14 protein-coding genes are annotated in these 13,227 nt (G+C 70.5%); 6 read left to right on the top strand and 8 right to left on the bottom strand.

All coding sequences use genetic code 11. The annotated features are described in order from the left end of the window. Positions 1–78 precede the first annotated feature (78 nt). Entirely contained in the window at positions 79–690 is a 612-nt protein-coding gene (gene wrbA, locus HNR40_RS09325; RefSeq protein WP_184959868.1) for an NAD(P)H:quinone oxidoreductase, read from the top strand. Further along, positions 687–2,105, top strand: coding sequence for an MFS transporter (locus tag HNR40_RS09330; protein ID WP_312896256.1), 1,419 nt, complete (start codon positions 687–689; stop codon positions 2,103–2,105). Before wrbA ends, HNR40_RS09330 begins: the two co-directional genes overlap by 4 nt. 15 nt (positions 2,106–2,120) lie before the next feature. Here the strand turns inward: HNR40_RS09330 and HNR40_RS09335 are convergent, their stop codons facing one another. The 4 genes from HNR40_RS09335 to HNR40_RS09350 all read right to left on the bottom strand — a co-directional run bounded on the left by HNR40_RS09335 (position 2,121) and on the right by HNR40_RS09350 (position 4,302). Then, complete coding sequence (locus tag HNR40_RS09335; RefSeq protein ID WP_184959869.1) at positions 2,121–2,462, bottom strand: hypothetical protein; 342 nt, start codon at positions 2,460–2,462, stop codon at positions 2,121–2,123. A 100-nt stretch (positions 2,463–2,562) separates the two neighbouring features. Further along, positions 2,563–3,474 carry a YihY/virulence factor BrkB family protein gene (locus HNR40_RS09340; protein ID WP_184959870.1) on the bottom strand — a complete coding sequence of 304 codons (912 nt, stop codon included), beginning with the start codon at positions 3,472–3,474 and terminating at the stop codon, positions 2,563–2,565. Between the two features lie 46 nt (positions 3,475–3,520). Then, complete coding sequence (locus HNR40_RS09345) at positions 3,521–3,844, bottom strand: STAS domain-containing protein (RefSeq protein WP_184959871.1); 324 nt, start codon at positions 3,842–3,844, stop codon at positions 3,521–3,523. Further along, the gene (locus HNR40_RS09350) at positions 3,841–4,302 is read right to left on the bottom strand and encodes a DUF5994 family protein (RefSeq protein WP_184959872.1); all 462 of its coding nucleotides are present in this window, start codon (positions 4,300–4,302) and stop codon (positions 3,841–3,843) included. The genes HNR40_RS09345 and HNR40_RS09350 overlap by 4 nt, the downstream gene beginning before the upstream one ends. 189 nt (positions 4,303–4,491) lie before the next feature. Between HNR40_RS09350 and HNR40_RS09355 the strand changes: the two genes are divergently transcribed. The 4 genes from HNR40_RS09355 (at position 4,492) to HNR40_RS09370 (ending at position 9,234) form a co-directional block, all read left to right on the top strand. Next, complete coding sequence (locus HNR40_RS09355) at positions 4,492–5,499, top strand: glycosyltransferase family 4 protein (RefSeq protein WP_184959873.1); 1,008 nt, start codon at positions 4,492–4,494, stop codon at positions 5,497–5,499. A gap of 158 nt (positions 5,500–5,657) precedes the next feature. Continuing rightward, entirely contained in the window at positions 5,658–6,782 is a 1,125-nt protein-coding gene (locus HNR40_RS09360; RefSeq protein WP_184959874.1) for a glycosyltransferase, read from the top strand. Continuing rightward, positions 6,779–7,774: a glycosyltransferase gene (locus tag HNR40_RS09365; protein WP_184959875.1), complete on the top strand. Its 996-nt coding sequence runs from the start codon at positions 6,779–6,781 to the stop codon at positions 7,772–7,774. The genes HNR40_RS09360 and HNR40_RS09365 overlap by 4 nt, the downstream gene beginning before the upstream one ends. Further along, complete coding sequence (locus HNR40_RS09370) at positions 7,771–9,234, top strand: glycoside hydrolase family 130 protein (protein WP_184959876.1); 1,464 nt, start codon at positions 7,771–7,773, stop codon at positions 9,232–9,234. The genes HNR40_RS09365 and HNR40_RS09370 overlap by 4 nt, the downstream gene beginning before the upstream one ends. On the opposite strand, the gene HNR40_RS09375 is transcribed toward HNR40_RS09370, so the two are convergent. The 4 genes from HNR40_RS09375 to HNR40_RS09390 form a co-directional block, all read right to left on the bottom strand. Then, positions 9,231–10,154 carry a LysR family transcriptional regulator gene (locus HNR40_RS09375; protein WP_184959877.1) on the bottom strand — a complete coding sequence of 308 codons (924 nt, stop codon included), beginning with the start codon at positions 10,152–10,154 and terminating at the stop codon, positions 9,231–9,233. The two genes, HNR40_RS09370 and HNR40_RS09375, sit on opposite strands and share 4 nt — an antisense overlap. Before the next feature lie 248 nt (positions 10,155–10,402). After that, positions 10,403–11,407: an acyl-CoA desaturase gene (locus HNR40_RS09380; RefSeq protein ID WP_184959878.1), complete on the bottom strand. Its 1,005-nt coding sequence runs from the start codon at positions 11,405–11,407 to the stop codon at positions 10,403–10,405. Positions 11,408–11,425: 18 nt separating this feature from the next. Further along, complete coding sequence (locus HNR40_RS09385; RefSeq protein WP_184959879.1) at positions 11,426–11,737, bottom strand: UBP-type zinc finger domain-containing protein; 312 nt, start codon at positions 11,735–11,737, stop codon at positions 11,426–11,428. A 123-nt stretch (positions 11,738–11,860) separates the two neighbouring features. Then, positions 11,861–13,111, bottom strand: a complete 1,251-nt coding sequence (locus tag HNR40_RS09390; RefSeq protein ID WP_184959880.1) for a serine hydrolase domain-containing protein — start codon at positions 13,109–13,111, stop codon at positions 11,861–11,863. Positions 13,112–13,227: the final 116 nt, after the last annotated feature.

Here is a 13,227-nt window from a genome sequence, read left to right on the forward strand (position 1 = left end):
GAGCCCTCCTTGACAGTTTAGTTATGCGCATAACTATTATGCGCATAACTAATCCTAACCGACAACGAGGAGCCGGGCATGACCGTAAAGGTCGCCGTCATCTACTACAGCGCGACAGGCACCGTGCGCTCGCTCGCGCAGGCCGTCGCCGAGGGCGCCGCCTCGGCCGGGGCGGACGTACGGCTGCGACGGGTCGCCGAACTGGCGCCCGACAGCGCCGTCGGCCAAGGGCCGATCGCCGAAGCCGAGGTGGAGGACCTGGCGTGGGCCGACGCGTTCGCGTTCGGCACACCAACCCGGTTCGGCGCGCCGGCCGCGCAGCTCAAGCGGTTCATCGACCAGGCCGTCGGCCTGTGGCACGGAGGCGGACTGGCCGACAAGCCGGTGACGGCCTTCACCTCGGCGTTCAACCGGCACGGCGGCAGTGAGGCCACGATCCTGTCGCTGGGCAACGTCTTCTACCACTGGGGGTCGCTGATCGTGCCGCCCGGTTTCACCGATCCGGTCGTGTACGCCGCCGGCGGCAACCCCTACGGCACGTCCTACGTGAGCGGCCCGGCAGGCGACGGCCCAGACACCGCGGCCCTGGAGGCGGCCAGATACCAGGGCCGCCGGCTGGCCCAGATCACCATCCGGCTGCTGGGAAGAACCGGCGAAGCCCTGGCCGCGACGACCTCCCAGACCGCGTGACCGGCGGCGTCGGCACCGCGCCGCGGTGGACCGGCCGCACCTGGATGATCCTGTCGCTGGCATGTGCCGGCCAGTTCATGGTCATCCTGGACGCGTCCATCGTGAACGTCGCACTACCCTCCGTCCGCGAGGACCTCGGCTTCACGCCCACCGGCCTGACCTGGGTGGTAAACGGATACCTGCTCACCTTCGCCGGCTTCATGCTGCTGGGCGGCCGCGCCGCCGACCTGTTCGGCCCGCGCCGCACCCTGGTCGCCGGACTGTTCGTGTTCTCCGCCGCGAGTCTGGCCGGCGGCCTGGCGACCGCTCCCGGGATCCTGGTGGCGGCCCGCCTCGCGCAGGGCGTTGGAGCCGCCATGATGGCTCCGGCCACGCTGGCCGTGATCAACACCTCCTTCACCGGGCCGGACGCGCGGGTCAAGGCGTTCGGCGCGTGGTCCGCGGCGGGCGGGGTCGGCGGAATGGTCGGCGCGCTCGCGGGCGGCGCCATCACCACCGGCCTGTCGTGGCGGTGGGTCTTCCTCATCAACGTGCCGATCGGCGCGGCGCTGATCGTCGGAGCCCTGATCTCCCTGCCCGGCACCCGGACGGACCGGCGGCAATCCCTCGATCTCACCGGTGCGATCACCGGAACGGCGGGACTGGCCGCACTGATCTACGGAGTGATGCAGAGCGCCGACCACGGCTGGTCGTCCGGACCGGTCATCGGGCCGGCAGCGGCAGGCCTGCTCCTGCTCGTCCTCTTCACCGCCGTAGAGGCGCGTTTCGCCACCCGGCCGATGATGCCCCTGCGGCTGTTCAGGATCCGAGGGGTGGCCGTCGGCAACGGCATGCTGCTGCTGTTCGGCGGAATCGCCATCGCGATGTGGTACTTCACCTCGCTGTTCCAGCAGAACGTCCTCGGCTTCACCGCACTGCAGGCCGGACTCGGCCAGACCCCCGCGGCGATGATGTTCATGGTGACCGCACGATGGGCCGCGCCCCTGCTGCCCCGCACCGGTCCACGCCCCCTGATCCTGTACGGCAGCGCCTGTTTCCTGGCCGGTTTCGGCTGGCTCTCCCTGGCCCACGCCGACAGCCTCTACCTCATCAGCGTGCTCGGCCCGACCCTGCTCATAGCGGCCGGCATCGGCCTGACCTTCCCCACCCTCATGGCGGCCGCGACCGCCGACAGCCCCGAGGGCGACGCGGGAATCATCAGCGGCCTGGCCCAAACCGCAAGCCAGATAGGCGGATCGATCGGCCTGGCCGTGCTCGCGACAGCCGCCGGCGCCAGAGCCGCATCGCAGACCGGCGGCGGTTCCTCACCCACCGCCCTCGCCGCCGGCTACAGCCTGGTCTTCCTCATGGCGGCCGGCCTCGCCCTGGCCATCGCGCTGGTCAGCCTGCTCCTGCCACGCCACCGACACGACTGACCGTGGATGCCCAGGCTAGACGCTGTCACCCTGTACGGCGGTGTCGAGAAGATGGGCGCCGGCGTCGTGCAGGGTGATGCCGAAGCCGCTCGGGACGTCATCGGGGGAAGCCGGTTCGTCCGCGGCCACGATCGCCTTGAAGCGGGTGTCGCGGGTCGGACCGTCGCCGACCAGGTGGCCGCACAGGGTGCCTTCGCGGTCGTACACGGCCCACCGGCCCGCGCCCACCTGTGGCATCGCGGCCGGGTTGTCCTTGAGCCACTGGGCGTTGGCCGCGTGCTCGGCCTGCCCGTCGGCCTCGTTCCGCTGGGCGGGTTCTGTCGAGGCATGATCGTGGTTCGTGCGAGCACTACTCATGTCGCGTCTCGCTCTCAGATAGTGGCTGAAGCACCTCCATGAGGAAACGATTCAGCGCCTCCTCGTATCGTATGGGAACACGTCTCACACTCGGACGCGGCTATATGGCCTTTGTCGGTTCGTGGCCCCGCGAACGGATGGCCAGGTCGGTGACGTGGCCGTTCTTGCTGGTGGCGGCCAGGGCGGCGGCGAAGAGGATGAGCTGGTTGACGACCTTGAGGAACAGCAGCATGCCCACCGCGCCGGCCACCACCTGGTAGGCGGGGTTGGCCGCGGTGAGGTTGAGAAAGAACTGGCCCAGGGACTTGAGGATCTCCACGCCAATCGTGATCAACAGTGCCGGGCCGACGATGCGGCGCAGCGGTACCCGGAGCCGGGGCGGGGCGCTGAGCAGCGCGAGGGCCAGCAGCGTGTTCACGCCGAAGCCGAGGATGAAGGCGGCGCCGTCCAGGAGCCAGCGGGCGGGGAGGGCGTCGACGCCGACGGTACGCATGGTCAGCCAGGTCAGCACCGTTTGGGCGCCGAAGGCGAGGGCCAGCGAGGCGGCGAGCAGGAGGCCGAGACCTGCCAGGACGCCCAGGTCGATGAGCTGGCGCAGCCAGAAGCCGCCCGGATACTCCGGCACCCGCCAGATCGCTCTGCTCGCCGAGCGCAGGGTGTCCATCCAGAACAGGCCGGCCAGGACCAGGCCGACGAGGGCGAGCAGGCCTGCCGTACCTCTCGCGTTGAGAAGTGCCTGGACGTCCAGGCGGGGGAAGTTTCCCGCGAGGTAGTCCTGTACGGCCTCCAGGACCGTCGGCTCGTTCAGGATGTGCCCGAGGATGGCGAAACCCAGCAGGGCCAGGGCGAAGGTGGCGAAGAAGGCGTAGTAGGTGAGTGCGGCGGAAAGGCGTCCGCCGTCGGTCTCGTCATAGCGCACGACCGCGCGTACCAGGTGATCCAGCCAGCCGTGACGGCGACGGGCGCCCGCCCACCAAGCTGCGAGCCCCTTGCCCAACCCACCGACTGCCATCCCCGTGCACTACCCCGTGCGGGGCGCGTCATGGCCCGCATCATGGTCACAGCATGATCGGGAAGCTGCGGTCCAGGCCGGAGGCGTGCAGCAGCCGGGTCATGAAGGGCGAGAGGCCGGTCAGGACCAGCGTGATGCCCCGGGCGCGGGCGCGGGCTTGCACGCCGAGCAGCATGCCCAGCCCGTCGGCGCCGCAGAAGGTGACCTGGGACAGATCCAGCACGAGCAGGCTGTTGCTGTAGTTGAGAGCGCTCATCAGCTGCCTGCGTACCTGCTCCAGGGTGAAGATGTCGATGTCCCCCGACAGGCGCATCAGGGTGGGCGCCGAGGCGCCCGCTCCGCCGAGCGGGGCGGTGTCGATGACGCTCATGGAAGTCTCCCCTCTGGAGAAGGCAGGAGGTGGGTGAGAGTCAGGCCGTCGATGGTCTGGGCGGCGAGATCGGGAGCGGTCGATGGGACGAGCAGGAGGACGACCTGGTCGGCGGCCGCGAAGCTGAGGATGATCACGCGCGGGTCGCTGTGGTGGAACCAGCCGACGCGGACCCGCCGCCCGCGGGCCGGGATGTGGCGCGGGAGGTTCTTCCAGGCGTCGATGTGCACGTCTACCCGGAGCGTGATCCGGTCCAGCAGCCGGTCCACGGCGGCGATGAGCGCGGGCAGTTCGGCGGCCGCGTCGCGGGAGTAGGGCCACCAGGCCCCGTCCACCACCGCTCGCCGATCCAGCGCCGGGTTGAGCACGAGCCTCGGCGTGGAGTCGACTCCGGGGATCGCCGGGGTTGACGGGCTCGGTTGAGCGAAAAGTGCCTGTGAGAGAAGCGTCGGCGTCATGATGACTGACCCGTCCGGGTCCCTGCGAAAGGGGCCGGTGATGGTTCGCCGGGGGCGACGCAGACTTGAATGCCGACGCTCGAAAAGTCCTCGGTACTTCATTTTACCGCATTTCTCCGGCAAATACGAAATTCCGGAAGCGCCAAATTTGCTATTCATCATCTTTATGGCCATATTTCAGTGGTGACTATGAGGGTGGCGCTACTGGGACCGATCGCCTGGCGTACGCCTCCGCTTCACTACGGCCCATGGGAGCAGGTGACGAGTCTGCTGGCCGAGGGGCTGGTCGGCCGCGGGGTCGAGGTGACGCTCTTCGCCACCCTGGACTCGGTCACCACGGCGTCCCTGGACGGGGTGAGCCCGCACGGATATGCCGACGATCCGTCCCTCGACGGACGCGTGTGGGAGGCGATGCACGTCGCGCACGCGTTCAGCCGCTCAGGCGAGTTCGATCTCGTCCACAGCCATCTCGACTGGCTGCCCCTGGCGTTCGCCGATCACTGCCGAGCGCCGCTGCTCACCACGGTGCACGGGTTCTCCGGAGCGGCCATCCTGCCCGCCTACACCCGTGCCCGGTCCCAGTACGTGTCCATCTCGGACGCCGACCGGGCCCCGGAGCTGGACTACGTCGCCACCGTCCACCACGGCATCGATCTCGGGGCGTTCCCCTTCGACCCGGAAGGCGGCCAGAGGCTGATCAGCTTCGGCCGAGTCCATCCCGACAAGGGAACCCACAGCGCGATCGAGATCGCCCGGCGGGCGGGGATGCCGCTCGACATCTGCGGCATCGTCCAGGATGAGCGGTACTTCGAGGAGGAGATCGCGCCGAAGGTCGACGGCGAGCGGGTCGCCTTCCACGGCTCGGTCGGGCCTCACGAACGCGGTGAGATCCTCGGCAGGAGTGCGGCGCTCCTGCATCCGATCGCGTTCGACGAGCCCTTCGGCCTGTCGGTGGTGGAGGCGATGGCCTGCGGAACCCCCGTCGTGGCCTACCGCCGCGGGTCGATGGCCGAGGTCGTGGACCCGGGGGTGACGGGCTTTCTGGTGGACTCGCTCGACGAGGCGGTCGCCGCCGTGGCGCGCGTCGGGTCGATCGATCGGGCCGGCTGCCGGGCGCAGGCCCGCCGCAGGTTCGGCGTGGAGCAGATGGTGGACGGCTATCTGCGCGTTTATGGCGAGATATTGGGGTCGAAGTAGCGCCTGGTACTGTCGATAAGGCGTGGACCCCGCCATCAGCCGAGGGTCGCGGCAGCTGGGCTCCGCATGAGGACGGTCCCCGGGTGAGCAAGCCCTGGATCTTCAGCCAGTCCGTATGGCATTCATTTTGGTGCGGGCGCTTCAGGAAGGCACGACCTTTGGCCCGTACCTACGGCTTCCTCAGCACGCATCCGCCCACCCGGTGCGGGCTCGCGACCTTCAACTCGGCTCTGGCCGCCCATCTCGCCCAGGAGGGCGGGATCGTCCGGGTCATCGCGGACGGCGACGACGACCGGCCGCTGCCCGAGGTCGTGCACACCTGGTCTCCCGGCGGGCGCGGCGGCTGGCAGGCCGCGGCCGCGGCGCTCGAGCAGTTCGACGTGGCCATCGTGCAGCACGAGTACGGCATCTATCCGGGCGCCAACGGCGAGGACGTGCTGCCGCTGCTGCGCGGCCTGGCGGTGCCCAGTGTCGTCGTGCTGCACACCGTGCTGGCCAGGCCCACTCCCCAGCAGAAGGACCTGCTGGAGGAGATCGCGGCCGCCGCAGGAGCGGTCGTGACCATGACCGGCACCGCCCGCGACCGGCTGCTGACCGGCTACAAGGTCGACGCCGGCAAGGTGTTCCTCATTCCGCACGGAACCGCCGACCACCGGCGGGTCCCGTCGCGGCGTCAGCTCCGGCCGCACCTGCTCACCTGGGGGCTGATCGGCCCCGGCAAGGGACTGGAGTGGGCGTTGCGGGCGCTGGCGCTGCTGGACGACGTGTCGCCGACCTACACCATCGCCGGCAGGACCCACCCGAAGGTGCTGGAGTCGCAGGGCGAGGCCTACCGGGCCGGCCTGTACGTGCTCGCGAACCGGCTCGGGGTGGCGCCGGCCGTACGGCATGATCCGGTTTACCGGGACCAGCGGTCGCTGAGCCGGCTGGTCCGCTCGGCGGACGTCGTCGTGCTGCCCTACGACTCGACCGAGCAGGTCACGTCGGGGGTCCTCATCGAGGCCGTGGCCGCGGGCGTGCCGGTGGTCGCCACCGAGTTCCCGCACGCGGTGGAGCTGCTCACGGACGGCCCCGGGCTGATCGTCCCGCACGCCGACCCGGTCGCGATGGCCGCCGCCGTGCGGCGTGTGCTCACCGAACCGGGGCTGGCCGACGAGCTCGCCGGCCGTACCCGCTCCTTGGTTTCGAGCATGTTGTGGCCGGCGGTCGCGGCCCGCTACGAGGACCTCGTCCGCATGCTCGTCGCCGAACGGCCGGCCGCCGTGGCCGCGGCGATCCCATGACCCCCGGCTTTCAGCACCTGATCCGGCTGAGCGACGACACCGGCCTGTTCGAGCACGCGCGGCGCGCGGTCGTCCGCCGCCAGCACGGTTACTGCACCGACGACGTGGCCCGCGGGCTCGTCGTCATCAGCCGCGAACCGGACCCCACTCCCGAGCTGACCCGGCTGGCGGAGTGTTACCTGGCCTTTCTCACGCACGCCCAGGATCGCACCGGCGCGTTCAGGAACCGGCTCGGCTTCGACCGGCGCTGGCACGACCGGGCCGGCATCGGCGACTGGTGGGGGCGCGCGATGTGGGGACTCGGCACCGCGGCGGCCCGCGGCTGCGCTCCCTGGATCAGGGAGGAGGCGCTGCACGCCTTCGCCCTCGGCGCGGAGCGGCGCTCCCCGCACCCGCGCGCCATGGCCTTCGCCGGGCTGGGCGCCGCCGAGATCCTGCGCACCACCTCGGACAGCACCATGGCAGCCGCCCTGCTGACCGACGCCGCGCAGGCCGTCGGCACGCCGCCGGAGGATCCCGGGTGGCCGTGGCCGCAGCCGTACCTGACCTATGCCAACGCCGCGCTCGCCGAAGTGCTCATCGCGGCCGGTGACCTGAGCGGCGACCGGTCGCTGCTCGGCACCGGCCTGCACATGCTCACCTGGCTGTCGGACATCCAGACACGCGACGGCCGGCTCTCCGCCGTGCCCGCCGCGGGCTGGCGGCAGGGCGCGCCGCGTCAGCGCTACGACCAGCAGCCCATCGAGGTCGCCGCGCTCGCCGACGCCTGTGCCGTCGCCGCGCGCGTGACCGGCGATCCTGCCTGGCACGAAGGTGTACGGCGGGCCGCCGCCTGGTTCCTGGGCGCCAACGACGCCGGAGCCAGGATGTGGGACCCGGACACCGGCGGCGCCTACGACGGCCTGACCGAGGACGGCCCCAACCTCAACCAGGGCGCGGAGTCCACCATCGCGCTGATCTCCACCATGCAGCAGGCCGGGGAGCTCGGATGACCAACGGCGACCTGGCCACCCGGCTCGGCCCGGCGATCGCCCCCGACCCGCGCAGAGTGATCATCAAGCTCTTCGTGCCGGGTGAGGACGCCGCGCTGACCCGCACCCGCTCGGCCGCGCTCATCGACCGCGTCACCGGCCTCGACGAGGACACGGCCGCCGGCCTGCTCCAGGACGTGCTGCGCCGCTTCGGCGGGCGTCACGACGACCTCGAAGCGACCTTCGCGCACCACCACGACCTGGTCCGCCATCGTGTACGGCGCGACGCCGAGCTCTCCCTGACCGCCCGGCTCCTCGTCGGCGCCTACTTCAGCCACGAGTACGCCGTCGAGGGCGCGGCCGTGTGCAACCCCTCGATGGTCCCCCACCCGGATCAGAGCGGCCTGGCCCCGGGCACGCTCCGGGTGGCGATCAGCCTGCGGCAGATCGGCGAGGGACACCTGTCGTCCATCGGCTTCACCACCGCCGTGCTCGGCCCCGGCTCCGGCCTCGTCCTCGGCGAGCGCTCCGGCCCGCTGTCCACCGGGCGCGGGCATCCGGTCCGCCACCGGCGCGACCTGCTCGCCGCCGACGCATGGGACAACGAGGTCTCGGCCGCCATGCTGAGGGCGCTGCCGGAACACTTCGACGACGACGACTTCGAGCGGACCATCGCCCGGCTCCCCGGCGACCTGCTCACCCGCACCACCGCGCAGCGGACGCTGGAGGAGCTGCGCCGGGCGATCCGCGCCGAGTACGCGGTGGCCTTCCCCGCCGAACTCCCCCTGCACCGGCGGGTGCTCTGGCCGTCGACGGCGGCCGAGCGCAACGGCATGGAGGACGCCCGTTTCGTGCAGGTCTTCGATGAGGACGGCACCGCGTCGTACCGGGCGACCTACACCGCCTACGACGGGCAGCACATCCGTTCCCACCTGCTCGCCAGCGACGACCTGCGCCTGTTCACGATCACCCCGATGCGCGGCCCCGCCGCCGCCAACAAGGGGATGGCGCTGTTCCCCCGCCCGGTCGCCGGGCGAAGGCTCGCACTGTGCCGTTCCGACGGCGAGGTCATCGGCCTCACCACCCTCGACCGGAACAACACGTGGCAGCCGCCGGTCCCGCTGCACGTCCCCCGCCGCGCGTGGGAGCTGATCCAGGTGGGCAACTGCGGCTCACCCATCGAGACGGAGTACGGCTGGCTCGTCCTGACCCACGGCGTCGGCCCGATGCGCGACTACGCCATCGGCGCCCTGCTCCTCGACCTCGACAAGCCGGACCGGGTCATCGCCGAACTCCCCGGCACGCTCCTGACCGCGGGCGGCGCGGAGCGCGACGGCTACGTCCCCAACGTCGTGTACTCGTGTGGCGGACTCCTGCACGCCGACGCCGTCTGGCTGCCCTATGGGGCCGGTGACACGCGGGTCGGGTTCGCGCGCGTACCTCTCGACCGTCTTGTCGAGGCGATGCGCCCACCGGCCTAGACCGCGTCGTCGCTGTGCCGGGTGGGCTCCAGCCAGCCGAGGCGTTCGGCGAGGTCTCTGGCGCTGTTGATGACGGTGGCGATGTGGGGCGAGGGGTTGGCGTCGTGCCACAGCAGTGACCAGGGGTAGTGCGTGGCGGGTTCGGTCAGGGGGCGCCAGGTGGTGCCCGGCCGGTTGGAGGTGCGGAAGGAGGAGGGCAGGCAGTGCACGCAGCGGTGCTGGAGGACGAGGTCGGCGGCGGCGCGGGTGCTCTCGACGGTTCCCTGGTAGATGGTGGGCGTGAAACCGGCCGAGCGGCACAGCTCGATGACGAGCTGGTTGAGCTCCGGGGTCTGGGACTCCTCGCCCAGCAGCAGCAACTCGTCGGCGAGTGCGGCGACGGGCACGTGGTCCATGCCGGCCAGGCGGTGGTCCTCGGGAACCAGCACGCCGAGCGGATCGAGCCTGATCAGCTTGGACGCCACTCCCGCCGAGGTCTGGAGGGCCAGTCCGATGGCGATGTCCAGGCGGCCGTCGGCCAGCTGCCGGTACTGCTCGGGGGTGCCCGCCTCGACCTGGTGGATCCTGATCGCCGGGTGGGTGCGCTGAAGTTCGCGCAGGATCTGCGGCATGGAGTCGTATCCGGCGTCGATGATGCCGACGCGCAGCGTGGGCGCCGGCCCGACGGCGTTGCGCGCGGCCTGTACGGCCCGGCCCACGTGGTCGAGGATCAGCCGCGCCTCGACGAGGAAGGCGGCGCCCGCCGGAGTCAGGCCGACGTGGTGGGTGCTGCGGTCCAGGAGCACCACGCCCAGTTCGCGCTCCAGCCGCTGGATCTGCTGGCTCAGCGCGGACTGCACGATGTGCTCGCGGGCCGCCGCCCGGCCGAAGTGCAGCTCTTCGGCCAGCGTCACGAAATACCGCAGCTGCCGCAGTTCCATGCCCGCCACCCCTTTCTTCACCGGGCGGCGCTTCTACCCCCACTCTAGGTGCCTCGGGATCAGTCCTTCGTCTTCAGTTCGGGCCGCTTGGGCTTGGTCGTGATCAGGCGGCCGCGGCGCGGCCTGAACCACTCCTTGACGGCCTGGACCTTGTTGTTGATCTGCCACCGCAGACTCATCGCGGTTTCCTCTCCACTCGGCTCTGGAGCCTGAGTGTCCTGCTTGGTATTCGGCGTGGAAACGAGCAATCAGCGGTAACGGTCATCACTGGAATCGATGACCGGGGCGCGGGCGCGGCGGCGCAGGATGCGGGCGGGGTCCGGCCAGTGGACGTCGCTCGCCCAGCCCAGCCGTTCGAACAGGCGGATCATGGCGGCGGACGGGTCGAGCTGCCCGCGCTGGAGGCCGTGGCGTGCGCAGGTGGGTTCGCTGTGGTGGCCGTTGTGCCAGCTCTCGCCGAACGACAGCAGGGCCAGGGGCCACAGGTTGGTGGACCGGTCGTGGCGGCGGGTCCTGAACGGCCTGCTGCCGATGACGTGGCACAGGGAGTTGACGCTCCAGGTGACGTGTTGCAGCAGCGCGACGCGGATCAGCCCGGCCCACAGGAAGGCGGTCAGGGCACCGTACAGTGTGCCGCTGATCGCCCAGCCGAGCAGGAACGGCAGCGTCAGCGACAGCGCGCACAACGCGGGAAAGGCGCGCGCCACCCGGGACATGGCCCGATCGGCCAGCAGGTCGGGGGCGTAGCGGGTGATCGGCGTCCGGTCGTCGGAGAACAGCCAGCCCAGGTGGGCGTGGGCAAGCCCCCGAAGCTGCCCGCGCAGGCCGGTGCCGTACCGGTAGGGAGAGTGGGGGTCGCCGGGCCGGTCGGTGAAGGCGTGATGGCGGCGGTGCACGGCGACCCAGTCGAGCACGTTGCCCTGGAAGCCCATCGACCCGGCGACCGCCAGGACCACCCGCAACCAGGGCCGGGCGGTGAAGGAGCCGTGGGTGAGCAGCCGGTGGAAGCCGATGGTCACGCCGAGCCCGGTCACCACGTAGAAGATCGCGGCGAGCAGCAGATCGGTGAGCGCGATCCCCTGCCCCCACGACGCGAAGATCGCGACGACGAGCGCGATGAACGGCAGCACCACGATCGCCGCCGTCAGCCCCACCTGAACTCCGTTGGCCGGAGGGTGCTGTTCAGCCCCCGGGAACGGAGACCTGCCGTCGTAGTCCTGCCGGTCTTTGACCGGCGGTTCGGAGATGGTCACGGGATCCCTTTCGTCGCTCTAGACGATCCGTCGATGCACGAAGCACCATCGTGAGATCGGCGGTGGTCCCAGGACCGCGGCCACCGGGTGGTCGGTCTCCTGGTAGTGGGCCCTGGCGTGGCCGTTCCACGAACCATCGGAACAGGCCACCCAGCCGCAGGACAGGCACATCGTCAACCGCGACCAGGTCTGGCCGACGGCCAGACATTCCCGGCATTCGGCTGACATGTACTCCACGGCCTTGAGCTCGTCGGCGTGCTCGCAACGCGGGGCCTGACCGTTCGGCCCGGCCCGCGCGATCACGATCGGCCCTTCTGCTTCCAGGGGCATCACGACCCCCTCACGGTGACGGCGACGCGAGCTGCGCCTACCGGTCAGCTACCAGTCAAGGGGAACGGCGTGCCATCGGAAACGCGCAATCCCAGCTAGCCTCATCAGCTACCGCGATAGCCGTTATCCCAGGCAGGAGCGGACGGCGTCGGCCAGGTTCGAGGCTCGCGGGTCGTCGGGGCGCAGGTCCCAGAGGTTGGTGACGTAGCCGAAGCCGACACCGGCGTCGGGGTCGGCGAAGCCGATCGAGCCGCCGGAGCCGGGGTGGCCGAACGATCCCGGTCCGAGCATCGGCAACGGCGGGCAGGAGCGCCAGAACCCGTGCGACATGGAGAAGGAGCGGTCGGCCGGGATGTTCAGCTCAGGCGGCAGCCCGTGCATGCGCGTCTTGTCGGTCTGGACGGCGATCGCCTTCTCGACGGTGGACGGGTCGAGCAGCCGCACGCCGTCGACGTCGCTCACCGTGGCGGCGTACATCCGGGCCAGCGACCGCGCGTCGGAGATGCCGTTGGCGGCCGGGAACTCCGCCGCGCGCCAGGCGCGGGTGCCGTAGTAGGCGACCGAGGGGTCGGCCATGTTGTCCAGCGCGCCGCCGAGCGACCCGGCGCGCATCGCCACCGAGTCCGGGCCCCACCCGGCGTTCATCCAGGCGGTGACGGTGTCCGCGTCCAGCCCGGTGCTCTTGATCATCCCGGCGGTCAGCTCCTCCACGCTGAACGGCGCGGCGTTGTCGATCCGGGCCAGGCGTCCCTCGTGTTCCTCCGGCAGCCCGACCCAGGTGCTCAGTCCGAGCGGAGCGGCCACCTCGTCGGCGAAGAACGTGCCGAGCGTCTTGCCGGAGATCCGGCGCACGAGCTCCCCGACCAGGTAGCCGTACGTGACGCCGTGGTAGACGTGCTCGGTGCCCGGCTTCCACAGCGGCGGCTGCGCCTCGAGCGCCCGGATGACCGGGTCCCAGGCGCACGCCTGCTCGAAGGTCAGCGGCCCGTCGACGACCGGCAGCCCGGCCTGGTGCGACAGCAGCCAGCTGACCTTGATCTCTTCCTTGCCATTGGCGCCGAACTCCGGCCAGTAGTCGACCACCGGGGCGTCGAGATCGAGCTCGCCACGTCGCACCAGCATGTGGGCGGCGATCGCGGTGAAGCCCTTCGTCGTGGAGGCGACCCGGACGATCGTGTCCTCGGCCCAGGGCCGGTTCGGCTCGCGGCCGGCGGGGTCGTCCACCTCGCGACCGGCGACGCCGCCCCACAGGTCGACGACCTTGCGGCCGTCCACGTAGACGCTGCACGCCGCACCCAGTTCGCCGGGATTGTCGAAGTTCGCCCGGAACGCGTCGGCCACCTTGCCCCAGCCGTTCTCAACACCGTTTTCCATCGTTGTAGCCCTCTCGGGAAGATTCGTTCACGAATGACTGAACTTCTGCGAAGGTACATTGCATTCACAGTTTGGTCAACATGCGATATTGCCCTTCTAACAGGAGTTATGAGTCA

Origin of the sequence: Nonomuraea endophytica (genome assembly GCF_014203235.1) — a bacterium.
GTDB classification, from domain to species: domain Bacteria; phylum Actinomycetota; class Actinomycetes; order Streptosporangiales; family Streptosporangiaceae; genus Nonomuraea; species Nonomuraea endophytica.

Coding starts and splice junctions, on each gene's coding strand:
- wrbA (WP_184959868.1), top strand. CDS start 79: ATGACCGTAAAGGTCGCCGTCATCTACTACAGCGCGACAGGCACCGTG.
- HNR40_RS09335 (WP_184959869.1), bottom strand. CDS start 2,462: ATGAGTAGTGCTCGCACGAACCACGATCATGCCTCGACAGAACCCGCC.
- HNR40_RS09340 (WP_184959870.1), bottom strand. CDS start 3,474: ATGGCAGTCGGTGGGTTGGGCAAGGGGCTCGCAGCTTGGTGGGCGGGC.
- HNR40_RS09345 (WP_184959871.1), bottom strand. CDS start 3,844: ATGAGCGTCATCGACACCGCCCCGCTCGGCGGAGCGGGCGCCTCGGCG.
- HNR40_RS09350 (WP_184959872.1), bottom strand. CDS start 4,302: ATGACGCCGACGCTTCTCTCACAGGCACTTTTCGCTCAACCGAGCCCG.
- HNR40_RS09355 (WP_184959873.1), top strand. CDS start 4,492: ATGAGGGTGGCGCTACTGGGACCGATCGCCTGGCGTACGCCTCCGCTT.
- HNR40_RS09365 (WP_184959875.1), top strand. CDS start 6,779: ATGACCCCCGGCTTTCAGCACCTGATCCGGCTGAGCGACGACACCGGC.
- HNR40_RS09370 (WP_184959876.1), top strand. CDS start 7,771: ATGACCAACGGCGACCTGGCCACCCGGCTCGGCCCGGCGATCGCCCCC.
- HNR40_RS09375 (WP_184959877.1), bottom strand. CDS start 10,154: ATGGAACTGCGGCAGCTGCGGTATTTCGTGACGCTGGCCGAAGAGCTG.
- HNR40_RS09385 (WP_184959879.1), bottom strand. CDS start 11,737: ATGCCCCTGGAAGCAGAAGGGCCGATCGTGATCGCGCGGGCCGGGCCG.
- HNR40_RS09390 (WP_184959880.1), bottom strand. CDS start 13,111: ATGGAAAACGGTGTTGAGAACGGCTGGGGCAAGGTGGCCGACGCGTTC.